25 protein-coding genes are annotated in these 23,472 nt (G+C 73.4%); 5 read left to right on the forward strand and 20 right to left on the reverse strand.

Annotated elements, in window-relative coordinates; translation table 11 throughout:
- Positions 1-4: 4 nt before the first annotated feature.
- The 15 genes from eccCa to ACZ518_RS15435 form a co-directional block, all read right to left on the reverse strand.
- Positions 5-4,015, reverse strand: a complete 4,011-nt coding sequence (gene eccCa, locus ACZ518_RS15365) for a type VII secretion protein EccCa (protein WP_469113537.1) — start codon at positions 4,013-4,015, stop codon at positions 5-7.
- The gene (locus ACZ518_RS15370) at positions 4,012-5,148 is read right to left on the reverse strand and encodes a hypothetical protein (RefSeq protein ID WP_469113538.1); all 1,137 of its coding nucleotides are present in this window, start codon (positions 5,146-5,148) and stop codon (positions 4,012-4,014) included. Before ACZ518_RS15370 ends, eccCa begins: the two co-directional genes overlap by 4 nt.
- A 25-nt stretch (positions 5,149-5,173) precedes the next feature.
- Positions 5,174-6,514: a type VII secretion integral membrane protein EccD gene (gene eccD, locus ACZ518_RS15375; protein WP_469113999.1), complete on the reverse strand. Its 1,341-nt coding sequence runs from the start codon at positions 6,512-6,514 to the stop codon at positions 5,174-5,176.
- A gap of 22 nt (positions 6,515-6,536) precedes the next feature.
- On the reverse strand, positions 6,537-6,719 hold the full coding sequence (locus ACZ518_RS15380) for a hypothetical protein (protein ID WP_267036736.1): 183 nt from the start codon (positions 6,717-6,719) through the stop codon (positions 6,537-6,539).
- A gap of 105 nt (positions 6,720-6,824) precedes the next feature.
- On the reverse strand, positions 6,825-7,055 hold the full coding sequence (locus ACZ518_RS15385; RefSeq protein ID WP_469113539.1) for a hypothetical protein: 231 nt from the start codon (positions 7,053-7,055) through the stop codon (positions 6,825-6,827).
- Positions 7,055-7,792, reverse strand: coding sequence for a hypothetical protein (locus tag ACZ518_RS15390; RefSeq protein WP_469113540.1), 738 nt, complete (start codon positions 7,790-7,792; stop codon positions 7,055-7,057). The genes ACZ518_RS15385 and ACZ518_RS15390 overlap by 1 nt, the downstream gene beginning before the upstream one ends.
- A 2-nt stretch (positions 7,793-7,794) precedes the next feature.
- The gene (locus ACZ518_RS15395; RefSeq protein WP_469113541.1) at positions 7,795-8,781 is read right to left on the reverse strand and encodes a hypothetical protein; all 987 of its coding nucleotides are present in this window, start codon (positions 8,779-8,781) and stop codon (positions 7,795-7,797) included.
- 4 nt (positions 8,782-8,785) lie between these two features.
- Positions 8,786-9,406: a pentapeptide repeat-containing protein gene (locus ACZ518_RS15400; protein ID WP_469113542.1), complete on the reverse strand. Its 621-nt coding sequence runs from the start codon at positions 9,404-9,406 to the stop codon at positions 8,786-8,788.
- A 19-nt stretch (positions 9,407-9,425) separates the two neighbouring features.
- Positions 9,426-11,642, reverse strand: a complete 2,217-nt coding sequence (locus ACZ518_RS15405; RefSeq protein WP_469113543.1) for a hypothetical protein — start codon at positions 11,640-11,642, stop codon at positions 9,426-9,428.
- Positions 11,639-12,019, reverse strand: coding sequence for a DUF6507 family protein (locus ACZ518_RS15410; RefSeq protein WP_469113544.1), 381 nt, complete (start codon positions 12,017-12,019; stop codon positions 11,639-11,641). Before ACZ518_RS15410 ends, ACZ518_RS15405 begins: the two co-directional genes overlap by 4 nt.
- Positions 12,020-12,067: 48 nt before the next feature.
- On the reverse strand, positions 12,068-12,376 hold the full coding sequence (locus ACZ518_RS15415; protein WP_469113545.1) for a pore-forming ESAT-6 family protein: 309 nt from the start codon (positions 12,374-12,376) through the stop codon (positions 12,068-12,070).
- A 20-nt stretch (positions 12,377-12,396) separates the two neighbouring features.
- Entirely contained in the window at positions 12,397-12,729 is a 333-nt protein-coding gene (locus ACZ518_RS15420; protein ID WP_469113546.1) for a hypothetical protein, read from the reverse strand.
- An 80-nt stretch (positions 12,730-12,809) separates the two neighbouring features.
- A complete protein-coding gene (locus ACZ518_RS15425; protein WP_469113547.1) occupies positions 12,810-13,619 on the reverse strand; it encodes a hypothetical protein in 810 nt (269 codons plus the stop codon).
- Between the two features lies 1 nt (position 13,620).
- Positions 13,621-15,009 (reverse strand): PH domain-containing protein, encoded by a 1,389-nt coding sequence (locus ACZ518_RS15430; RefSeq protein ID WP_469113548.1) that lies wholly within the window; start codon positions 15,007-15,009, stop codon positions 13,621-13,623.
- A complete protein-coding gene (locus ACZ518_RS15435; protein WP_469113549.1) occupies positions 15,006-15,497 on the reverse strand; it encodes a PH domain-containing protein in 492 nt (163 codons plus the stop codon). The genes ACZ518_RS15430 and ACZ518_RS15435 overlap by 4 nt, the downstream gene beginning before the upstream one ends.
- A gap of 31 nt (positions 15,498-15,528) precedes the next feature.
- Here ACZ518_RS15435 and ACZ518_RS15440 point away from each other — a divergent pair, with 31 nt between their 5' ends.
- The 4 genes from ACZ518_RS15440 to ACZ518_RS15455 all read left to right on the forward strand — a co-directional run bounded on the left by ACZ518_RS15440 (position 15,529) and on the right by ACZ518_RS15455 (position 18,317).
- A complete protein-coding gene (locus tag ACZ518_RS15440) occupies positions 15,529-16,671 on the forward strand; it encodes an NADH-quinone oxidoreductase subunit D (protein WP_469113550.1) in 1,143 nt (380 codons plus the stop codon).
- Positions 16,672-16,761: 90 nt separating this feature from the next.
- Entirely contained in the window at positions 16,762-17,637 is an 876-nt protein-coding gene (locus ACZ518_RS15445) for an arylamine N-acetyltransferase family protein (protein WP_469113551.1), read from the forward strand.
- A gap of 37 nt (positions 17,638-17,674) precedes the next feature.
- The gene (locus ACZ518_RS15450) at positions 17,675-17,890 is read left to right on the forward strand and encodes a hypothetical protein (protein WP_469113552.1); all 216 of its coding nucleotides are present in this window, start codon (positions 17,675-17,677) and stop codon (positions 17,888-17,890) included.
- A gap of 94 nt (positions 17,891-17,984) precedes the next feature.
- Entirely contained in the window at positions 17,985-18,317 is a 333-nt protein-coding gene (locus ACZ518_RS15455; RefSeq protein ID WP_469113553.1) for a hypothetical protein, read from the forward strand.
- Between the two features lie 171 nt (positions 18,318-18,488).
- Here the strand turns inward: ACZ518_RS15455 and ACZ518_RS15460 are convergent, their stop codons facing one another.
- The 5 genes from ACZ518_RS15460 to ACZ518_RS15480 form a co-directional block, all read right to left on the reverse strand.
- Complete coding sequence (locus ACZ518_RS15460) at positions 18,489-18,803, reverse strand: CPCC family cysteine-rich protein (protein WP_469113554.1); 315 nt, start codon at positions 18,801-18,803, stop codon at positions 18,489-18,491.
- A gap of 10 nt (positions 18,804-18,813) precedes the next feature.
- Entirely contained in the window at positions 18,814-19,815 is a 1,002-nt protein-coding gene (locus tag ACZ518_RS15465) for a hypothetical protein (protein WP_469113555.1), read from the reverse strand.
- Between the two features lie 95 nt (positions 19,816-19,910).
- A complete protein-coding gene (locus ACZ518_RS15470; protein WP_469113556.1) occupies positions 19,911-20,894 on the reverse strand; it encodes an ABC transporter substrate-binding protein in 984 nt (327 codons plus the stop codon).
- Positions 20,895-20,939: 45 nt separating this feature from the next.
- Positions 20,940-21,605 (reverse strand): ABC transporter permease, encoded by a 666-nt coding sequence (locus ACZ518_RS15475; RefSeq protein ID WP_469113557.1) that lies wholly within the window; start codon positions 21,603-21,605, stop codon positions 20,940-20,942.
- 4 nt (positions 21,606-21,609) lie between these two features.
- Positions 21,610-22,305, reverse strand: coding sequence for an ABC transporter permease (locus ACZ518_RS15480; RefSeq protein WP_469114000.1), 696 nt, complete (start codon positions 22,303-22,305; stop codon positions 21,610-21,612).
- Between the two features lie 160 nt (positions 22,306-22,465).
- Between ACZ518_RS15480 and ACZ518_RS15485 the strand changes: the two genes are divergently transcribed.
- Entirely contained in the window at positions 22,466-23,431 is a 966-nt protein-coding gene (locus tag ACZ518_RS15485; RefSeq protein WP_469113558.1) for an ABC transporter ATP-binding protein, read from the forward strand.
- Positions 23,432-23,472: the final 41 nt, after the last annotated feature.

Consider the following 23,472-nt stretch of genomic DNA (forward strand, 5'->3'; position numbering starts at 1 on the left):
GGTGTCAGGGCGCTTCCTGGGTCGGGGAGTCGGCGAGGGCGGTCTGCACGATCTGGTGCGGGCGGCCGCGCCGGACCAGCGTGCCGCGGCCGGGCGGCTGGGCGCTCGCGTACAGCTGCGGGAACAACTGGCCTTCGGAACGTTCGCCGTTCATCACGAGGGCCGTGGTGCCGGACTCGCGCAGCGTGGTCATCAGCGGCTCGTACAGGGCCCGGGAGGAGCCGGCGACGCGCCGCGCGATCACGAAGTGCAGGCCGATGTCCTGGGCGGAGGGCAGGTAGGGGACGAAAGCCTGGAGGGGCTGCTGCCCGGCGGTGGTGAGGATGTCGTAGTCGTCGACGAGGACCACGATGCGCGGTCCTGCGAAGCCGGGGCCCTCGCCCGGTTCGGCGTCCGGGTCGATGCCGTCCTCGGGGAGCCGCTTGTCGAGTTCCTTGGCGATGCCGACCGAGAGCGCGGTGGCGATCTTCGCGTTGTGCGCGTAGCCGCCCCGGTAGGGCTCGGGGACCACGCCGCGCAGGCCGCGCCGGGGGTCGTAGACGGCGAAGACCAGTTCCTCCTCGCCGTAGCGGGCGATGAGCTGGCGGGCGACGAGGGCGAGCAGGTTGGTCTTGCCGCACTCGTTGTCGCCGAGGATCAGCAGGTGCTGGTCCTGGCCGAAGAGGTCGAGGAGCACCGGCGCGAGGACGTCCTGGTCCACGCCGACGGGGATCCGGTACGGCTCCTCGTCGGCGGTGGGCAGCCGGTCGGACGGCAGCCGTGCGGGCAGGACCCGTACGGGGGAGGCGAGTTCGCCGTGCCAGGTGGCGCGGACGGTTCCGGCGGCCTCCTCCAGGGCGGCGGCCAGGTCGGTGTTCCCGGCCCGGGAGTCGATGCGCGGCAGGGCGGTCTGCGCGAACAGCTTGCCGTCGGTGAGGACGCGGCCCGGGGTCTCCGGGGAGATCGTCTCGGACAGCTTGCGGTCGATGGCCGAGTCGGAGGGGTCGCCGAGGCGCAGTTCGACGCGGCCGCCGAAGAGGGACTGGTTGGCGATCCGTACGTCGTTCCAGCGGAGCATGCCGGCGACGACGTGGATGCCGTAGCCGCCGCCCCGCTTGAGGAGGTCGGTGACGGCGTCGTCGAGCTCGGAGAACTCCTCGCGCAGTGCCCCGTACCCGTCGACGAGCAGCACGATGTCGGTGGACGCGAGCTCGGTGAGCCGGCCCTGGGAGCGCAGCCGGCGCAGCTGGTCGACGGAGTCGATGGAGTGCTCGCGGAAGAGCTCCTCGCGGGTGGCGAGCATGGCCCGCACCTCGGCGACCGTACGCGCGGCCCGTTCCCGGTCGGCACGTCCGGCGATCCCGCCGACGTGCGGGAGCCCGGCGAGCGCGGCGAGGCCGCCCCCGGCGAGGTCGAGGCCGTAGACGGCGACCTCCTGCGGGGTGTGGGTCAGGGCCAGTGAGAGGGCCAGGGTGCGCAGCAGGGTGGTCTTGCCGGACTGGGGGCCGCCGGTGACGGCGGTGTGCCCGCCGGCGACGGTCAGGTCCAGCTCCCAGGGGCCGCGCCACTGGCGGGCGGGGTCGTCGAGGACGCCGAGCGGCACCTTGAGCGGGCTGCGCCGGGCGGTGCCGAGCTGGAGTCCGCGTTCGGTGACGGACAGCGGCCCGGCGGCGGCGTCCAGGGGGGTCGCTTCGGGCAGCGGCGGCAGCCAGATGCGGCGGACGGGCGGGGCGGCGTCGGCGAGCTGGTCGACGATGACGGAGAGCACGCTGGGCCCGGTCTCGCGGGCGGTGGCGGTGGGCTTCTCCTCGGCGTCCTCGGCGGGGCCGGTGCTGTCCTGGAGGGTGTTGAAGGTGGGGTAGGGCAGGGCGAGCGGACCGCGCTCGGTGTCGTCGAGGGCGGCGGCCGCGCCCCGGTAGCGGCCGGAGACGTAACCGGCCTTGAAGCGGGTGTAGGTGGAGGTGTCCACCTTGAGGTAGCCGAAGCCGGGAAGCGGCGGCAGCTGGAAGGCGTCGGTGGTGTCGAGGACGGTCCGTGACTCGTCGGCGGAGAAGGTGCGCAGGCCCAGCCGGTACGACAGGTAGGTGTCCAGGCCCTTGAGCTTGCCGCCCTCGATGCGCTGGCTGGAGAGCAGCAGGTGCACGCCGATGGAGCGGCCGATGCGGCCGATGGACAGGAACAGGTCGATGAAGTCGGGCTTGGCGGTGAGGAGCTCGCCGAACTCGTCGATGACCACGAACAGGTGCGGCAGCGGCTCCAGTTCGGGCTTCTCGGCGCGCAGCACCGCGTAGTGGCCGATGTCGGCGACGTTCCCGGCGTCCTTGAGGACCTGCTGGCGGCGCTTGACCTCGCCGGCGAGGCTGGTGTGGACGCGTTCGACGAGCCCGGCCTGGTTCTCCAGGTTGGTGATGACGCCGGCGACGTGCGGGAGCTTCTCGAAGGGGGCGAAGGTCGCGCCGCCCTTGTAGTCGACGAGGACCATCGCGAGGTCCTCGGGCGAGTGGGTGGCGACGAGGGCGAGGACGAGCGTACGCAGCAGCTCGCTCTTGCCGGAGCCGGTCGCGCCGACGCACAGGCCGTGCGGGCCCATGCCGAGCTGCGAGGACTCCTTGAGGTCGAGCAGCACCGGGCCGTGCCGGTCGTCGATGCCGATCGGGACGCGCAGGAAGTCCCGCTCCCCGCGCGGCGCCCACATCCGCTTCACGTCGAGGGCGGCGGGGTCGCCGATCCCGAGCAGGCCCATGAAGTCGACCGGCCCGGAGACGGGGGTGCCCTCGGCGACGGACTCGGCGGACAGCCGCAGCGGGGCCAGCATGCGGGCCAGGCCCTCGGCGGTGGCCGGGCCGAGGGCGTCGCTGATGCCCTCGGCGTCGGGGGCCTGCGGGGTGCGCAGGTCCCGGACGGTGACGTGGCTGCCGTCCACGGTGATCCGTATGGTCACCTCGTCGGGCTCGTGGACCTGCTCGGCGAGCAGGTGCAGCACGGTGGTGTTCATGTCGGCGAGGCCCACGGCCGTGTCGGGGCGGGGCAGTTCGACGGCGTTCTCGCCGTACTCGTCGCTGACGACGAGGAGCCGGCCGGCCAGGCGCAGGGCGCGCTTGTCGGACAGGCCGCGGCGCACCTCGGCCGCGTACGAGGCCCTGCGGCGCAGGTCGGGCGCGAGGACCCCGGAGGCGAGCTGGGCCAGGCTGGGCGCGATCCGGCGGGCGGCGACGGGGCCGTCCTGTTCCTGCTGGTCGAGGACGTGGGGCAGCCACTTGGCCCACTCCCAGTCCTCCAGGCGGTCCCCGGGCACGCCGAGGGCGACGGCCACGTCGTCGGGGGCGTGCAGGACGGCGGTGTGCGCGAGCAGGGCGCGGGCGACGCGCAGCACGCCCTCGCGGTCGCCGACGATGCTGACGTTGCCGGCCCGGTCGAGGGGGACGGTCAGCGGGAAGTCGCTGGCCCGGCCGAAGCGGGCCATGAGGGCGCCCGCTTCGTTGAGCATGAACCGGTCGGGCGGGGTGAGGACGCCTCCGGCGCCCGCCGCGAGGGAGAGCTCCTGCACGGCGACGGCGCCGGTGCCCAGGCGCGGGCGCAGGAAGTCGGGGTCGGTGCGGCGCCGCTCCCACAGCCGCGCGGGGTCGCGTACGAGGTCGTACAGGGCCTCCGGCGGCGGGTTGAGGCGGCGGGCCTCGTCGCGCAGCGCCTTCTCGCGGGCGCCGAACTCCTCGCGCTGCTCCTCCAGGTACTCCAGGTAGCGCTCGCGCTGGGCGCGGCGGGTGCGCTGCGCCTTGCCGCGCTGGGACCAGAACAGGGCGACGGCGCCGATCAGGGCGAAGACGAGCACGATCGCGCCGACGGCGGCGAACTGGCTGTTGCGGATGACGGTCATCATCACGACCGAGCCCATCACGCCCGCCATCGGCAGCAGCGCGGTGGCCGGGCTGCCGATCTTGCCTTCGGGCAGGTTGGGCGGGGCCTCGACGGCGTGGGGCTGCGCGGGGGCGGGGGGCAGGGTGCCCCGGGCCGGGCGGTGGATCAGCTGCTGGGTCACCGGGCGGCACCGGACGCCGGGAGGGCCACGGCCCGCTGGAGCACCTCGGCGGCGAGCCGCACGGCCGCCTCCCGGGTCTGCGTGCCGAGGAGTTCGGACTTGACGGCCCCGCCGGAGGCGAGGTGGCGGTCGTAGGGCAGTACGACGACCCCGGCGCCGGTCGCGCGCAGCTTCTCGACGGCCTTGCCGAGGTCGACGGCGGGGTGCGGGGACTGGACCGTGAGCACGACGACGGTCCGCGGCAGCACGGGCACCGGCAGGGAGCCGAGCCAGTCGAGGACGGCGTGGGTGGAGACGAGCCCCTCGGTGGTGGCGGGCGCGGTGAGCACGCGGGCGTGCGCGGTGTCGAGGGCCGTACGGGCCACCTCGCCGGGGAGGGTCTCGCAGTCGACGACGGTGACGCCGAAGTAGCGGCGCAGCGCGACCATCACGGTCCGGTAGGTGGCGACGTCGACCTGTGCGCCGATGCGGCCCTGGCTGCCGGGCAGCAGCCAGCCGCCGTCGGCGAGCGGGACGAGGTAGCCGGTGATGTCGGTGAGCTGCATGGAGGGGCGGACGATCTGCGCGAGGTCCGCGCAGGTCCAGCGCAGGGACGGGACGCCGAGCCGGACCGGGAGGGTGCCGAGGGCGGCGTCGGCCTCCAGGGTGAGCACCGGGTCGTGGCGGAAGTGGTTGTAGGTGCGGCTGAGGAGGGCGGTGACGGTGGTCTTGCCGGAGCCGCCGCGGATGCTGGTGACGACGATCTGGCGGCCGGTGGTGACGGGCTGCTGGACCTGCGTGGCGAGTTCGGTCTCGGCGGCGACCGTCCTGGCGACGGAGGAGCCGAGCGCTCCGCGCAGGGTGCGCAGGGTGCGGCGCATCAGCGGGTCGCCGTGGCGGGGGCGGCCGGCGGAGGCGTCGGCGCCGGGGACCGGGACGGTCTCGGGCGCCCGGGCCTGCGGCGCCTGCGGGGTGTACTGCTGCCGGGCGTACGCCTGCTGCGGCGCGGGGGCCGCCTGCTGCGGGACGGGGGCGTGCGGCTGGACCGGCAGGGGGGCCTGGGCGGTTTGCGGGGCCTGGGGAGCCTGGGGGGCGCCGGTCAGATCGCCGAGGACCCCGGCCTGCCAGTCGTCACGCCGCTGGTTCATGCTCATGTCTGACATGTCTGAGTAGCAACCCTTACGCGAAGGTGCCGAGCAGCCGCCCGTACACGCCGAACACCCCGATGAGCAGCGGGAACAGCACGATGACGCCGATCGACTCGGCGGTGTCCCCGACCCGCCGCAGCCGGACCCGGACATGCTCGGGCGGCTGGACGGCGAGGACGCCGAGCGCCGCCAGTGCCAGCACCAGCAGCACCGCCAGCGGCCCGGCCGCACCGGCCCGGCCGGCCCACACCAGCAGCGCCGCCACGGTGACGGCGGCCCCGGCCAGCAGCAGCGCGATCACTTCCGCCACGAGCGGGAACGCCCGCGCGCGCAGCCACAGCACGACGGCGACGGCCGAGGCGAGGGACACCGTCCAGACATCCGGTTCCCGCAGCGCGACCACACCGGCCGCGCCCGCCGAGACGGCGGTGGCGAGGGTGGCCAGCGCCATGCCCCGGTGGGTGGCACCGAGGGCGGTGGCGACCTTGTACCGGCTGACCGAGGCCCCTCGGGCCCGCCGGTCGTCCAGGCCGGTCAGTCCGGCCGCCGCCAGCGCGAGACGCGGCAGCAGCCCGAGCAGGACCACCGAGAACACGGCCAGCACGGCCCCGGTACGGGCGCCCGCCTGGCCCTGCGCCAGCGCGGTCGCCTCCCACACCACCGTCAGGCCCACCACGGCGGCGGCGCCCACGAGCCCGCCCCGCCCGAGCGGCGTGAACCACCCCAGCAGCGCGAGCCCGACGGCCAGCGCACCCGCGACGGCGGCGAGCCGGCCCATGGCGCCCCAGTGCTGCGCGTCGCCCAGGGTCCACGCCCCGAGCACCCCGACCGCGGCGGCACAGGCCAGCAGCGCCGCCGCCAGCCCGGACCGCTTCAGCCGCCCGGCCAGCGCCCCGACGACCCCGGCGACGGCGGCCGCACCGAGCAGCACGCCCGCCACCGCGCCCGGAGCGAACTCCCGCCGGGCGAACCAGCCGGCGACCAGCGCCCACAGGACCATCCCCGCCCCGGCGGTAACCCGCCGCGCGAAGGGCCGCCAGCGCCAGGCGCGTACGTCCAGGTCCTCGGCGGCCTCGTCGGTGACGTCGTGCACCACGGGCGCGGACGGCACGTCCTGCACCCGTACGAGCCGCAGCACGGCCCCGTCGGCGACGCCCGCGTCCTCCAGCGAGAGCCCGTGCTCGATCACGGACCCGTCGGCCGTGACCAGATGACGCAGCATCGGCTGCGCGGCCACCCGGTCGTCCAGCATCCGTATGACGTCGGGCAAAAGCCGCCCGACGGGCTCCCCGGAGGGCAGTACGAGATCCATCCGCCGCCGCTCACCGACCAGGGTGACCCGGCTCAACGCCGTACCGCTCACTGCCCCCATGCTCACCACGCGCTCGAACCTATCACCGAGTACTGACCTGTCCGGGCGTCCCCGTCTTGCCGATGAGGCGGTGGGAGATGAACGACCAGCCGACGCAGCCGGCGCACAGCACCGCCGCGATCACCAACCCGGCGACGGCCTTCCCGATCCGCTCGTCGGCCACCCGCCGCCCGCGCTGCGCGCCGAACAGCACGGCGTCGCGCATCCTGCGCCGCCGCACCGCGACGGACTCCAGCAACTGGCTGTCGTAGTCCTCAGCCGCCACCCCGGCCTCCCTTCTCCCTGTCGCCCCGCACGCTAGTACGCCCCCTCACGACGCCGAAACCGGTGGGGTTGGTTCCGCCATGCTCCTGCCACGTCCCAAGCCGCACCCGGCACTCAAGGCCCCGGCCCGGTCCTCCTGGAGCTCCCGCACCCACAGCGCGGCACGCCACAGGTATTCCCGCAGCAGCCGGGCGCACTCGGGCCCGTGCCCGAAGTCGTGCTCCTTGGCCCGCCAGTCGATGGCGGTGACCCGCGCGACCAGTTCCTGTGCGCGCATCACCCGGCCGTGGCGGCGGACACGATCCGCCCGAGCCGCCGGGCGGCCTCCAGGCGGTCGATCGCGACCAGTCCCGCCCGCTCGGCCGGCAGGTCCGTCGGCTGCCACCGCAGGTCCCACCCGAACACCTCGTCCGTGGGTACGTCCACGTCCCTGACCTCCCGCCGCCGCTGGACCGTCTCCCGGCCGTCCTCCGCGCCGTAGTACGTGATGCGGCCCTCGCCCTCCAGCGCGTCGAGCACGGCGTCGTCGAGCACGGCGACGGGCCGGCTGCCGAGGTAGCCCGCGAGCTTGCCCGGCCGGCACATCACGCCGACGAGGTCGATGAACACCCCTGAGCAGTCACGGCTGAAGGACCCGCCGCGCTCGTAGAACAGCACCAGCGGCTCGTACGGGTCCGGCAGCCCGGCCACCGCGTCCGGCGTCCGCTCCCCGAGCCCCGCCAGCCGCACGGCCCCGGCACAGGTCTTGCGGAGCTCCTCCCAGAAGACCGTGCGCTGGAGCTCCTCCAGCTCGGCCGCCTGCGCGGGCGGCAGCTCGAACCCGGGGTCCACGTAAGCCGTGACGTCGTAGAACGGCCACGCCTCCTCGGCCCCGCAGGCCTTCGCCCACACGGCGGCGCGGCGCAGGTACTCCCACATCAGCACCTGCCGGGACCCGCAGTGCTCGAACGCGAGGTCCCACCGCATGTCCCAGTCCACGGCCCGCAGCCGCCCGAGCATCCGCGACGCCGTCACCCTCATCCCCTCCCCGAAAGCTCTTGGAGCGCGTCCAGCGACGACTCCCCGGATACGGCCGCTCCGACCGCCCAACCGTCCCCGGTCCGGCCGAGGCAGCCGTCCAGCGCCTCCAGCGCCGAGGCTCCGGCCCCTCGGGCCGCCCGGAACCGCAACAGCCAGGGCACGCCCGCCTCGAACGCCGCGTCCCCCGCCGCGCTGCGGGGCTCGTACCCGGCCGCGCCGTCGGCGGAGGCCCACAGGAACCCGAGGAGCCGCTCCCCGCGCCGCACTTCGGCGTACCGGACGGGCTCCTCGGTGCTGCTCTCGTAGTCCCCGTCCCCGTACCCGCCGGGGAGGAGCTTCACGAGCCGCAGCCAGCGCGCGGGCACCTCGAAGTTGCCCCAGGAGTCGTAGTACTCCGGGTACTCCGGCTCCCCCGCGAACCCGTCCGCCGTGGGGGCGGCGTGCCGGGTCGGGTCGCCGGGATCGACCTCCGAGCCGGTCAGCTCGGAGATCCGCGCGAGCGCGGCGGCGAGCCGGGGCGCGTTCTCGGCGGCCACCTCGGGCTGCGGCCGCTCCCGCAGGTCCTGGGCGAGCCAGGGATCGGCGTAGACGCCCATCCCGAGCATCACCGCCCCCTCGCCCCATACGTGGACCCGTACGACGAACAGCTTCTCGGCCCGCCGCCGGACCCCGGCCTCCACCCACTCACCGGGCAGCGCGCAGCTCAGCGTCAGGTGCCGGCCGGGCAGCAGCCGTACGGCAGCGGCCGCCTCGGCCAGGGCGGCGACGGGCACGCCGCGGCGCTCGAACAGCGGACGGGCCATGGCCGACAGGTCGCAGAGCACGACCGATCCCGTTCCGCCGTCGGCGACCAGCGCGAGGGAAGCCAGGACGTCCCTGACCTCCCCCACCAGCGCGAGGGCCCTCGAAACCCCGCTCCTGGGGGCATCGAGCACGGGGGAGGGCTCCCAGAACCACTCCCCCACCGGCTCGGTCGTGATCACGGGATCAGCCCGCTTGCTTGGGCCTCCGCCCCCGAGGCTCCAGGACACGTACGTCGCCGCCTCGTTCCCGGATCCACTCCTCCAGCTCGGCACCCGCGATGGTCCGGGAGCCGTCCGCGTCGACGAACTCCACCGGCCCGAAGATCGTGCCAGTCAGTCCGGTGAGCACGGTACCGGCGTCCAGCCGGACCTTGAAGGAATTCTCCTGCAGGACCGCGTTGCTGAGATCGGCCCCGCGGAAATCGACCTTCAGCAGGGACGCACCCAGGAACTGGGTTCCCCGGCACCGCGAGTACGAGGCGTCTACCTCGTAGAGCGACGCTTTGACGAGGTTCGCGCCATCGAGGACGGCATTGCGGAGGACCGCGTCATCGAGATTGGCCCGGACGAAGGAGGCGTTCGTGACATCGGCTCCCGTGAGATCGGCCCGCTCCAGATCGGAGCGGTAGAACTCCGCTCCGACAAGCCGCGTGTTCACGAGTTTGGCGTCGGTGAACCACGACTCGGAGAAGTCGGCCTCGGACAGGTCGGCACCACTCAGGTCGAGTCCGATGACGTCGATTCCGCCCGCGTCCCCGACGAGCCATTCCGTCAGCCGGCCTGCGGCCACCTCGTCGGCAGGCATTACGCCCGGGTTCCACCCCTTACGGGTACCAGATGACATCATTCTCCCAGCCATTCCTCTCGATGATCCCCCGGATGTCGTCAATGGCGACCTGGTCGGCATTGCGCATGTCGAGAATCACGATGCGTTCCCGGGTCACGATCTGCTCGGACAGCTTTTCTTCCCACCTGGCGCCGTGCCGTGAGGGATTGTAGGCGCCCTGGAACGGGCCGGTCTTGTTCTTGATGTTGTTGAACGGCGGATAGTCCGAGTGGACGCCCTTGATGTCGTAGTAGCGACCAGTGGTCTCCGAGTAGAACTCCCCGTGGTCGGCCGCGTGCGGGCGGGCGATGTCGTCCGGGAGACGCCCGGACTCCGCGAGGTCAAGGCCCACACGCGCCTCGTCCATCGAGCTGTCGTTGACCCCGCCGTTCTTGTCTGGATCCCGCTTGAGCTCGTCGAAGCTCTCCGGGTGGCGCGCCTCAACCTCGTCGAGGTGGGTCCAGTGAGCCGCCTTCTCCTCGGCAGTGAAGGCCGGTGCGGGCCCGGCAGGCCGCTCTGAAGGCGTACCCGCCCCCGGCTCGCCCGCCTTCGGGGCCTCCGGTTCGCCCGGGGTGCCGCCATGGTTGCCCTGGTGCGGGACCGTCGGGCCGTCGCCGTGGCCGCCGCCTGTGGACGGGGTGTCCGTGTGTGTTGCTCCGCCGCCGGTGGGGGTGGTGTCGGTGTTGCCGTGGCCGCCCGTGCCGCCGGGTTCGGTGTGGCTGTTGTGCGGCATGTTGTCCGCGGTGCCGCCCGGCGTGTGGGTCGCGCCGCCGCCCGGGGTGTGGGTGGCCGTGCCGCCCGGGGTGTGGGAGGTGACGTCCGCCGTGCGGGCCGGGCCGCCGACCGTGACTTCCTGGCGCTTGGGGACCTCGGCCAGGGGGTGGTCCGATCCCTTGGGGACGGAGGTGAGGTCCTGCTTCGGCAGGCCCTTGTGGTCCAGGAGCTGGTTGGTGACCTTGTCGAAGTACTGCGGACGGCCCAGGGCGTCGTCGGTGAGCTGGACGGTGTCGTCCGGGTGCGGGAACTTGACCCCGGGGGCGTCGGCCTTGGGGAGGTCCTTCCACACCACGTCGTCGATCTTGGGGAAGGCGCCGTCGACCTTGCCGAGGTTGGCGAACAGGTCGCCGATCTTCAGCTTGGCGAGGGAGCCGGCCTTGCCGATGTAGGTGATCGGGTCGATGAGGCGGCCGGTCTTGCCGGCCACCGAGAGGACCTTCGCGACGGCGCCGGTCTTCGCGGCGGTGCCGGCGCCGCCGGTGAAGACGGTGGTGAGGACGTTGAAGGTGACGGCGCCGGCGGCGCGGGCGGGGTTCTTGCCCCACTCGTCCCAGGCGACCAGGGCCTTGCCGGTCTCCTTCATCGCCGTGCGCGAGTCCTTCAGCCAGCCCGGGAGCTGCTTGTCGTCCGCCATCCAGAACGCCGTGCCGACACCCGGGATGGTGGTGATCGCCAGGCCGGTGGCGAGCTTGGCGAGGCCGGTCCAGGCCTGGCCGGCCGCGTCCCAGCCGTCCACGCCCACCAGCGTGCCGAGGCCCCGGATCGTGCCCCAGATCCCGTCGACGATGATGCCGTCCCACACGAACGACTTCACCCAGTAGCCGACCTCCCACGCCCGGTGGGTCTCCTCCAGCTGCGAACCCCACGGCAGGTCCTGGACCTTGTTGAGGTCATCGGCCTTGTAGCCGTACATGTTCGCGCCGTTGGAACCGTCGTTCACGGTCAAAGGGGGTGCGCAGTACAGGGCGCGGATCTTGTTTGCGCAGGTCCGCTCGGCGGCCCAGAACGCCTCGGCCGCCGCGTTGACGTCGTGGATCAGATCGTTGTTCTCATCGATCTTGTCCCCGTCGTCCTTCCAGTGCTCATCCCCGCTGATCTTGCTGGTGAAGGTCGTCGCCTTCGCCTGGAGCTCCTTCAGCCGGGCGACGATGGGGCGGGCCTCGGTGACGTACTCGCCCAGCGCCTTCGCCGCCGATTCGAGCTGGTCGGCGAAGAAGTCACTGTCCGTCTTCACCGGCTTGGTCGTCGCGAACAGCTGGGCCGCCTCGGGAGCCGCGTAGAACGCGGACAGGCCCTGGAACTCGGAGTCCACGTTCGACCCCGCGTCGCGGAACGTGCCCGCGGCCGTGGTGATCGCCGCGTGGTCCTGCTCCAGTGCGTCCAGGTCACCCGTGAACTGCGGGATCGTGCACGGATTGATCGGTACGTGGTCGGTCACTTCTGACCCGCCCCCGGAAGGTCGACCTTCGGCTCCTTCAGCGCCTCGTTCTGCGCGTTCTGGGCCTGCTCGATGTTGCCGTTCACGTACTCCGTCGTCGCCTTGATGGCGCCGTTGAGCGAGGCCTCCGTGCGGGCGCCGATGAACGCGAGGCGGTACTCGTGGGCCTTCATGAGCTCACCCAGCGCGCCGGCGATCGGGCCCATGCCGCCGCCCTCGCCGCCGGTGCCGCCGCCCGGCGTGATGGTGCCCGCGTGCTTCGCGGCCTCCGGCAGCTCCGTCTGGAGCGACTTGCCCGCCTTCTGGAAGCCCTCGGCGGCGGTGATCGTCTTGTTGACGACCCCCTGCACGCCGGACGGCTTGATGTCCCAGTCCATGCCCTACCCCCGTGTCCTCGCGTCCCTCGTCCGCCGTGCGTCCCGGCGTCAGCCGATGTTGTCGACCGCCGCCTTGGCCTTCTGCAGCGTGGCCTGCGCGGTCGCGTCGTTCTGCTCCAGCGTGGTGCGGACGAGGCGGATGATGTCGCGCACCTCGTTCGCCGCCTTGTTCCAGCGGATTTCCTTGCCGTGGTACTCGTCGGAGACGCCGTCGGCCTGGAACTCGGCCATCGCGGCCTTCACCGCGTTGTCACGGTCGCCGAGCACCCGCTCCAGCTGGCCGATGATCCCGCCGAGGCCGCCCTGGACCTCCACGGAGGCGGCGATGTCGTACGAAGTGCGGTCCTGGTTCGCCATGTCTGTCAGTCCCCCGGGTGTCAGCGCGCGCCGAAGCGAGCGGCGTCGAAGTTCGCGGAGCCCATGTTCTGGTGGGCGTTGTCGCCCTGCTCCTGGTCACCGGTCGTGAACGAGGTGTCCATCCCGGCCTGACCGCCGAGGATGGCGCGCAGCGAGGCGTTCAGCTCGGCGGTGATCGCGTCGGAGCGCCGCTTGAAGGAGTCGAAGGCCTGCCGGCCGACGCCGTTGAACTTGCCCTCCAGCGGGTCCGCGGCGGCGACCAGCAGCTTGATCAGCGTGCCGAGGTCGTCGCTGGAGCCGCCCGTGGCCTTGCCCAGTTCGGACAGCGTGGTGCTGCCCATGTCGAACTTCATTCACCCACCCCTGACGTGTTGTTCCGTCACTTGCGTGCGTACCTGTCTACCGAAGGGACGTTGCGAACACAAACACGGTTTCATCCGGCCTGAACGTCTGTCCGAAAATCGCCCCCCGTAGGTTGCCGCTCTCCCAGGACCTCCCGTACGTACTCGTCCCCGGCCTCCCACAGCCAGGCTGCCAGGGCCCTGCCGGCCGGGCCCTGGCAGCGGGAGACGGGGCCGGCGGCGTGCCGGAGGGCGCGGCCGGAGGGGGCGTTGTCGAACAGCAGCCGGAGCAGTTCCACGGCGAGTTCCTCGTCGACCAGGGTCACGGCGCCCGCCAGGCCGACCAGTTGGGTCTCGACGTCGAAGGAGAAGCGCTCGCCGGCCCGCATCCGGGCGAGCCCCCGCTCGACCGCCGCGCGGATCCCGGGCAGGCAGTCCCGTACGGAATCCGTGTCCAGGCAGTCGCCGAGCCGGTTGTCGAAGCCCTCCCGGTCGGCGAGGCCGACCAGGGCGCGCAGGGTCGCGGCGCGCAGCTCCGAGGTGCCCTTCTCCTCGGCCAGCCCCCGGCTGTCGACGGCGGCTTCGCAGAAGAGCCCGTAGCTGCGGTCCTGGGAGAACCAGCGGTCGATGGACCAGCCGTACCAGAAGGCGGCGCTGGGGTCGGTGGTGGCGGCCCGGAGGACGGCCTCGAAGCCTGCGGGCTCGGCCCAGTGGACCAGGGCGACCAGGGCCATGAGGCGTTCGCCGTCGCTCGCGGCAGGGTCGTCGAGGAGGGCGGTGAGGCCGGGTACGCGGTCGCGGTGGGCGGGATGGTCCTCGCCCTCCCAGATCACGTCGTACGGGTCGTCGGTGGGAGCGCCGTCGAAATCGGTACCGAGCAGCCGCTCGTAGGCCGTCGTCATCTCAGGTCATCCATCGGTCGGGGCGGGCCGCGGCGCGGGAGGTGCGGGAGCGGACCGCCTGGTCGTGCAGCAGGTCGCCGGCCTCGGCGGCGGCACGCAGCCGGGCGGTGACGGTGGTGTTCGCGCCGGTGTCCACATGGACGTCGGCCACCCCGCGTGCACGCTCCCAGGGGCCCTGTGAGAGGCGCACGCTCTGTACCTTCGCATGCGGAACGATCTCCGTACGCCGGCACAGGCGGCCCCTCCTGGCCGCGAAGACCTCGCCGGATACGGCCAGGCCGTATCCCTTCCACCACACCGGCACCACCCACCGCGAGCCGGTGCGCGGGGAGGGGCTGAATTCCAGGCCCGCCGGGTCCGCGCCGGGCAGTACGCGGGCGATCAGGGCGTGGGCGGCGTCCCGGGTGGCCACCGGGACCAGTACCCCGTTCTTGGAGCCGGCCACGGCCAGCTCCACCCGGACCCAGCCGCGCCGCCGCCACAGCAGGGGCTCCACGATCCGTACGGCCTGCACGCGGCCCGGCGGGACCGTCTCGTGGGCCCGGTCCAGCAGCCCGTGGTCCAGGCGCAGCCCGTCGGGGGACTCGGCGACGGTCCAGTCGTACCCGGCGAGGAACCGGCCCGCGGTGCCGCCCCACGCCGCTCCGAGCAGCGGCACCAGGATGACCACGGCCGCCCAGAGGCTGTCGCTGACCCGCCACACGACCAGCGGGGCGACGAGCCCGCCGGCCAGCGCCATCCACACGTCGAGGCCGAGCAGCAGGGAGACCACCAGGTCCCGTACGGATACGCGCAGCAGCTCCCGCGCGGGGGCCTGGCCGACGGCGACGGCCTCGGCGGGCGCGAAACCGGCCGCGCGGGCCAGCAGCTCGGCGCGCAGGGCGACGGCGTCGCGTTCGTCGAGGAAGGCCAGCTCGTCCTTCGCCTCGGTGCCGACGACGTCGAGCCGGAGTTTGGCGACCCCGGCGATCCGGGCCAGCATCGGGCGGGTGACGTCCACGGCCTGGATGCGGTCGAGGCGGATGTGGGCGGTGCGGCGGAAGAGCAGGCCGGTGCGGATGCGGAGCTCGGTGTCGGTGACGGCGTAGTGGGTGAACCACCAGCTGAGGAAGCCGTACGTGCCGAAGAAGAGGACCAGCCCGGCCACCATGAGCAGCCGCACGGCGGGGGTAAGGCCGCCCACCCACTCCTGGGCGCGCTCGCCCTGCTGGATCACGACACCGGCGGTGGCCCCGATGGGCACCCATGCGCGGCGCAGCGGGGTCAGCACGTGCAGCCGGCGCTCGCCGGTCCCCTGCGGGTCGGCGGGCGGCTGCGGGTCCGTGGGCGGCCGCGGGTCGGCGGGCGGCCGCGGCGGGGGGCCGGGTTCCCCCGCGGAGCGGGGCGTCACAGGCCCGCCGACCTTGCTTCGCCCAGGGCGGTCAGGCGGTCGCGGAGGCGTTCCGCCTCCGCCGGGGCCAGGCCCGGGATCTTGGCGTCCGTCGCGGCGGCCGCCGTGTGGAGCTGGACCGAGGCCAGGCCGAAGCGGCGCTCCAGCGGGCCCGAGGTCACCTCCACCAGCTGCATCCGCCCGTACGGGACCACCGTCTCCTCCCGCCACAGCACCCCCCGGCTGATCAGCAGGTCGTCCGCCCGTTCCGCGTACCGCCAGGACCGCCAGTTCCGCCCGATCAGCACCCACCCCCAGACCAGCACGGCCGGCCAGAACGCCGCGAAGACGGCCCACCACGGCCCGACGGCCAGCCCCAGCGACACGCCGGTCGCCACCGTGAGCGGCACCGTCCAGATCACCAGCAGCAGCCGCCGGACCCCGCGCAGCCCGCCCGGCAGGCCCACCCACTCCGGGCGGCCCGTCTCACCCTTCGTCCCCGTATCCATGCGCCCACCCTAGGACTGAGACAATGCGCCCATGACGGAGACCACGGTCGGCATCGGCGGTGCGGCGGAGAGCACCGACATGGTGCTCAACATCGGACCCCAGCACCCTTCCACCCACGGCGTGCTGCGCCTGCGGCTCGTCCTGGACGGCGAGCGCATCGCCAGCGCCGAGCCGGTGGTCGGCTACATGCACCGGGGCGCCGAGAAGCTCTTCGAGGCGCGCGACTACCGCCAGATCGTGATGCTCGCGAACCGCCACGACTGGCTGTCCGCGTTCTCCAACGAGCTCGGCGTGGTCATGGCCGTCGAGCGGATGCTCGGCATGGAGGTCCCCGAGCGCGCGGTGTGGATGCGTACGCTCCTCGCCGAGCTGAACCGGGTCCTGAACCACCTGATGTTCCTCGGGTCGTACCCCCTCGAACTGGGCGGTATCACCCCGATCTTCCACGCGTTCCGCGAGCGCGAGGAGCTGCAGGCCGTGATGGAGGAGATCTCCGGCGGCCGCATGCACTACATGTTCAACCGTGTCGGCGGCCTCAAGGAGGACCTCCCCGCCGGCTGGCTCGGCCGGACCCGCGCCGCCATCGCCGACGTCCGCACCCGCATGGACGTCTACGACAAGCTGGTCCGCGGCAACGAGATCTTCCGGGCCCGCACCCGCGGCGTCGGCGTCCTGTCCGCCGAGGCGGTGCACGCCTACGGGGTGTCCGGCCCGATCGCACGCGCCTCCGGCGTCGACTTCGACCTGCGCCGCGACGAGCCGTACCTGGCGTACGGCGAGCTGGCCGACGTGCTGAAGGTCGTCACCCGCACCGAGGGCGACTGCCTGGCCCGCTTCGAGGTGCTGCTCGACCAGACGCACAACGCCCTCGACCTGGCCGTGGCCTGCCTGGACCGGATGGCGGAGCTGCCGCCGGGGCCGGTCAACCAGCGGCTCCCGAAGGTCCTGAAGGCACCGGAGGGCAGTACGTACGCCTGGACGGAGAACCCGCTCGGCATCAACGGCTACTACCTGGTCTCGAAGGGCGAGAAGACCCCGTACCGGCTGAAGCTGCGCAGCGCCTCCTTCAACAACATCCAGGCGCTGGCGGTGCTGCTGCCCGGGCAGCTGGTCGCGGACATGGTGTCGATCCTCGGGTCGCTCTTCTTCGTGGTCGGCGACATCGACAAGTAGGGCGTCCGTCCGCCGGGACCGCGACCGCGACCTGACAGTCGGGCGGAATTCCGCCCGTGCCGTGTCGGTGCCGGCTCCTAGGGTGCCCCCATGACCACTGGCACGTACACGGACTACCTGCGCCGGCTCGGCCTGACCGAGCCCGGCGTCCCCTCCGCCGAGGGGCTGTTCGCGCTCCAGCGCGCCCATTTGGAGCGCATCGCCTACGACAACATCGACATCCAGCTCGGCCGGCCGCCCGGCATCGACCCCGGGCTGTCGGCGCGCCGGTTCGCCGACGGGCGCGGCGGCTACTGCTTCCACCTCAACGGCGCCTTCGCGGCGCTCCTGGAGGTCCTGGGCTACGACGTGACCCGCCACCTCGGCGGGGTCGAGGCCGACGCCGGGTCGCGCGTGGTCAACGGCCGGCACCTGACGCTGACCGTGCGCGTCGACGGGGCGGCGTACTGGGTGGACGCCGGGCTCGGGGACGGCCCGTACGAGCCGCTGCCGCTGCGCGAGGGCTCGTACGAGCAGGGCGGCTTCCGCTACGCGCTGCGGCGGCTGGACCCGCTGGAGGGCGAGGGCCCCGGCTGGAGCTACCTCACCCCCGACGGCCACATGCCCCGGGTGAACTTCCGCGACGCCCCCGCGACGACGGCCGACTTCGAGGAGGCGCACACCTGGCTGTCGACCTCCCCCGACTCCTCCTTCGTACGGACCTCCGCGCTGTTCCGGCGGGACGCGGACGGCGTGGACATCCTGCGCGGCCGGGTCCTGACCCGTCTGTCGGGGGGCGGGAAGGTGACGGCCGAGCGGGAACTGGCCGGGGAGCGGGAGTTCTTCGAGGTGCTGGAGGGCGTCTTCCTGCAGCGGCTCGACGACCTGACGGAGGCGGACCGGGAGGCCCTGTGGGCCCGGGTGGACGAGGCCCACGGGGCCTGGCTCGCCTCCAGGGCCGCAAAGGAACCTTCGAAGGCCTCCTGACGGCTTCGCTGTCGGTGCGGCAGGGCAGACTGGGGGCATGTCCCACTCCCCCCGACGGGCCTGCCCCTCCTGCGGCCGCGACTGCGCGGTGACGGCCGGCCGGATCGCCCGCCACGACCCTCCGTCCGGGCGCGGCCGGGCCGACTTGGTGTCCTGCCCCGGCTCCCGGGCCCGGGTGGTGCTGGGCGCCTCCGCCCCGACCTTGGACGGCTTCGTCCTCGGGCCGCATGCGGGCCAGCTGCCGCTGTTCTGAGCCGGCGCGGCCTTCGGCTTCCTGGGTACGGGGGCCGGTGAGACTGAGTACGCGTACGGATCCGCGGGCCGGCCCGCCGGGACAGGATGGCCGCATGACCTGGAACCCGCAGCCCCCGACCGTCGCCGCGCCCCCGTCCGCCGGGGCGCGGCGGATCCCCGTGCGCGCGCTGATCGCCGCCGCGCTGTTCGTGCCCGCGCTGGTGGCGGCGAAGATCCTGGTCCTGGCCACCGACAAGGGCTCCCGCTGCCTGATGTACGGCGGCTGCGCCCCCTTCCCCGGGGTCTTCTTCCTGGTGCTGTGCGGTGCGGCGGCGGTGGCGATGGTGCTGGCCCTGGCCGCGCCGGCGCGGCTGCGCGGCCGGGCGCTGGGCGCCCAACTGGTGCTGGAGCTGCTCGCGGTGGGGCTCGTACTCGTCTTCCCCTGAGCCCGCAGAACCGGCGGACCCGCTGTGCCAGGACCCGGCGGAGGTCTTCCCGTGCACCTTGTGCACAGGCTGTGGAAGACCTGTCCGACGGGAGCCACTCGAAGCCGGCCGCCCCGGTACGCCTGTACACGGGCTCCGCCGACACGGACGTCCCGATCGCCCGGACAGGGCCTAGGGGGTGTCCTTCGGCTCCTCCGCGAGGACGGCGCGGGCCGCCGTCCGCCACGCACCGGGCCCGCCCCGCGTCACCGAGGAGCCGTCGGTCTGCCCGGCTGCCCATTCCCGGTACTCGCGCCGGGCGTCGGTGAGGCTCTGGGCGCCGTTGGGGCCGCCCAGGACACGGTCGGCGTCCTCGTCGTCCTGGCCGTCGTCCTCCCAGCCGCACTCGCCGCAGATCTCGAAGCAGGCGCTCGACTCCAGGGTGGGCTGGAAGCAGCAGGGGCAGTCGAAGACCTCGCCGGGCTCTCCCTGGCGGCGCTCGCGCACTGCGCCGCGCCTACGAGATCGCCGTGCGGAGCCGGACGACGTCGATGGGCTCGGTCTCGTCGTGCGCCGTCAGGTCGATGACCTGGCCCACCGCCTCCTGTTCGGGGGTGGCCGCCTTGAACTCCGGCTCGGCGTCGCCGCCCGCCGTCTCCGCCTTGTGGACGGCGAGGGCCTCGGCTCCGACCACGTCGGCCAGGTCCTCGTTCTGCACGGACTCGATCACGGCGCGGGCCTGGGCGGCGTTCTTGGTGCCGAAGAAGTCGAAGCCGCCCTCGACGCGCGAGGCGGTGCGGCGCTGGGCCGCGTACGGGGACACCGGCGCCGCCGGCCGGCGGGCCGGGACCCCCGACGCCTGGGCGGGGGCGGGGGCGGGGGCGGCCGGGCGGGTGTGCGTGGCCGCGGCGGCGGGAGCGGCCGCGGCCCGCTCCTCCGCCTTGCGGGCCAGGGCCGACATCGCGGCGTGGGCCCGGGCGTAGCCGACCGGGGTGGGTGCTCCGGCGCCGGTGCGCTCCTCGGAGACGGCGGGGAGCTCCTTGGGGCCGCCCGCCGGGGCGGAGGCGGCCTCGATGGCCAGCAGCCGGCGCTTCTCCAGGGCGCTGGCGCGCTCGGTCTCGGCGGTCGCGTACCGGCGCAGCAGCGCGGCGTGCTCCCCGCGCAGGCCCGCCAGTTCGACCCGCTTGGCGCGCAGCTTGGCGTCGAGGCGGGCGCGCAGCAGGCGGGCTTCCTCGATGTCGGATTCGAGCTCGGCTATCCGCTCGTCCGTCTTCCACTCGTCCTTGACCCGCTCACGGGCCAGCTCCGCCACCCGGCGGCCGGCCGCCCGGTCCCAGGAGCGCATGAGGACGGCACCGCCCACGCCCGCGGCCGCCGTGAGGGCCACGAGCAGGCGCAGCGCGAGGGGTTCCGCGAGCAGCCAGGCCGCACCGGCGCTGGCCACGGACACCCCGGCGACGGCCGTCGGCGTGAGAAGTCGGTGCAGGGGCTCGGGATTGCGGTGGCGTCCACGGGGCATGGCCTGAAATTTACAGGGCGTGGACGGTGCGTGGGATACCCGCCCGGCAATCTGTTCCCGGGCAGTTACCCCACTATTGGCCGTCAAACACGTAACTACTGCTTCTTCAGGAGGCCCTTCGAGTCCAGATAGGCCTTCGCGACGTCGGCCGGCTTCGCGCGCTCCGCGTCCACCTTGCGGTTCAACTCGACGAGGTCGGCGGTCGTCAGCGCCTTGGTGAGCGCGTCGAGGGCGGCGGCGACCTCCGGGGCCCCGGCGTCCTTGGCGTTGACGACGGGCAGCACGTTGTCGGCGTTCTGGAGCTTCTTGTCGTCCTCCAGCAGGACCAGGCCGTAGCCGTCGAGGGTGGCGTCGGTGGTGGTGGTCAGCACCAGCTGGTCCACCCCGTCCTTGACGGCCTGCTTGGCCTGCGGGGTGCCGACTCCCTTGGGGTCAATGCCGGAAACGGAGATTCCGTACGTCTTCTCCAGTCCGGGTGCGCAGAAGGGGCGGACGGCACATTCGTCACCCGCCGCGACCTTCACCTTCAGCCCCGACTTTCCAAGATCGGAAAGGGACTTGAGGTTGTTCTTCTGCGCGAATTCCCGGCTCACCGCGAAGGCGTTCTGGTCGACGGCCGAGCCCGCCGGGAGGGCCTTCAGCCCGAGCGGCGCCGCGAGCTTCTCCAGCGCCGCGACGGTCGCCGCCGCGTCGCTGGAGGCGACCGGCTTCTCCTTGGGCGCGTTCGGACCGTTCACCTTGGCGTTCAGGAACTCCGCGAGCGTGGCCGCGTACTCCGGGACGACGTCGATCTCGCCCTTCTCCAGCGACGGCTCGTACAGCTCCCGGTTGTTGACGGTGGTGATCGAGGTGTCGTAGCCGGCGCCGCGCAGGACCTGCGCGTACAGCTCCGCCAGCACGTTGGACTCGGTGAAGCCCGCCGCGCCGACCACCAGCCTGCCCTTCCCGCCCCCGGCGGGGGCCGAGGCGGAACCGCCGTCCTTGGCCTTCTCCAGGCTCTCGCCGCCGCACGCGGCGAGCGAAACGGTCAGGGCCGCCGCGCCCAGGGTCGCGCCGAGGACGCGCGTGGACTTGCTCATCATGCTCCTTAGGGATCGGTAAGAAGGAGGACGGCCGGCCGCGCCTCAGCGCGACGGGGCCCCCGGCAGCAGCCGGTCCGCAGCCACCAGCGCGCCCTCCACCACCAGGGCCAGCAGCGCCACCAGCACGGCGCCCGCCACCACCTGCGGGGTGTTGTACGTGTTGAAGCCGGCGGTGATGATCCGGCCCAGGCCGCCCTGGCCGACCATCGCCGCGATCGTGGCGGTGGCGACGACCTGCACCGCGGCCGAGCGCAGCCCGGTCATCACCAGGGGGCGCGCCAGCGGCAGTTCCACGCGCAGGAACAGCTGGCGCCCGGACATGCCCATGCCCCGGGCCGCCTCGACCACCGAGCGGTCCACCTCGCGCATGCCGACGTACGCGTTGGTCAGCAGCGGCGGTACGGCGAACAGCACCAGCGCGGCGATGGTCGGCACGTAGCCCGCGCTGCGCAGCGGCGAGACCATGAACAGGGCCAGCACCGCGAACACCGGGACGGCCCGCCCGGCGTTGGAGACGTTCACCGCCAGGGTGCCGCCCTTGCCGAGGTGGCCGAGCCACAGCCCGGCCGGCAGGGCCACCGCGCAGGCGATGGCCAGGGCGATCCCGCTGACGTAGACGTGCTCGCCGAGCCGGTGCCACACCCCCGCCTCGCCGGACCAGTTGGCCCCGTCGGCCAGCCAGTCCCAGGCCCGTGCCATCACGCCCATGCCCTCACGCCCCCTTCGCCTTCGCGGAACGGCGGCCGGGCCGCGTCCACGGGGTCAGCAGCCGCTGCACTCCGAGCAGCAGCAGGTCGGCGACGAGCGCGAGCAGCACGCACAGCACCGAGGCGGTGAGCACCTGTGCCTTGAAGGAGCTGTTCACGGCGGGCGCGATCAGGTTGCCCAGCCCGCCCTTGCCGACGATGGAGCCGACGGTGGTCAGCGCCACCGTCGACACCGTGGCGATCCGCACCCCGGCGAGCAGCGCGGGCAGCGCCAGCGGGAGTTCGACCTGCCACAGCAGCCGGGCCGGGCCGTAGCCCATGCCGCGCGCGGCCTCGCGTACGTCCTCGGGGACGGCCTCCAGGCCGGCCAGCAGGTTGCGGACCAGGATGGTCAGCGAATACAGCACCAGACCGGTCACCACGAGCGCCGCCGACAGCCCGAAGAAGGGCAGCAGCAGGGAGAACATGGCGAGCGAGGGGATCGTGTAGAGCAGGGTGGTCAGACCCAGCACGGGGGCCGCCCAACGGCGGCCGCGGCGGGCCAGCAGGGCGAGGGGCACGGCCACGGCGACGCCGACGAACACCGACACGGCGGTGATCCAGACGTGTTCGACGGTGGCGTCGGCGAGTTCGCCGGAGCGGGACGTGACGTACTCCCAGCAGATCCAGTCGTTCGCCACCAGGCAGCCCTGCCCGGCCATGCCGCTCACCCCTTCCCCCCTCGCACGCGTGTGCCGCGGAGCGGCCTCCGAGCGACCATAACCCCCGGTGCCCGTGTTGGCCGGAATCATTCGCACAGCCGCAACACTCCCCTGACAAACCCTTCGTCCGTCCGGGGGCGTGTTGGTGGAGGATGGCGGGGTGATCCGATTCGAGCGAGTGACCAAGCGCTACCCCGACGGGACGACGGCCGTCGAGGAGCTGTCCTTCGAGGTCGCGGAGGGCGAGCTGGTCACGCTGGTGGGCCCGTCCGGCTGCGGCAAGACGACAACGATGAAGATGGTCAACCGGCTGATCGAGCCGACCTCCGGCCGGATCCTGCTGAACGGCGAGGACATCGCGGCCGCCGACCCGGTCGAGCTGCGCCGCCGCATCGGGTACGTCATCCAGCAGGTCGGGCTGTTCCCGCACAGGACGGTCCTGGAGAACACGGCGACCGTGCCCCAGCTGATCGGCACTCCGACGGCCAAGGCCCGCGCCCGCGCCGCCGAACTGCTCGAACTCGTGGGGCTGGATCCGGCCGTCTACGGTGGCCGCTACCCCCAGCAGCTGTCGGGCGGGCAGCGCCAGCGCGTCGGCGTGGCCCGCGCGCTCGCCGCCGACCCGCCGGTGCTGCTGATGGACGAGCCGTTCGGCGCGGTGGACCCGGTGGTGCGCGAGCGGCTCCAGAACGAGTTCCTGACCCTCCAGAGGACCGTCCGCAAGACGATCCTGCTGGTCACCCACGACCTGGACGAGGCCGTCCGGCTCGGCGACCGGATCGCCGTCTACGGGCACGGCACCATCGAGCAGTTCGCCCGCCCGGCCGCCGTGCTCGCCGCGCCCGCCACCGAGTACGTCGCCTCGTTCGTCGGCGCCGACCGCGGCCTCAAGCGGCTCGCGGTCACCGCCGTCGCGACGGCCGACCTGACGGCCCCCGACGGCGGCCCGGACCCCGCCGTGACCGTGCCCCTGGGGGCGTCGCTGCGCGAGGCCCTCGCCGCCCTGCTCCAGGAGGACTCCGGCCGGATCGGGGTCACGGACCCGGGCTCCGGCGCGCTGGCCGGCGTACTCACCCCCGGCGGCGTGCACCGGGCGCTGCGCCGGGCCGGCCTCCAGGACGCCTGACGGACCCCGGACACGCGTGAAGGGCCCGGCCGGAGCCGGGC

This window comes from Streptomyces sp. NPDC033966 (assembly GCF_055575955.1).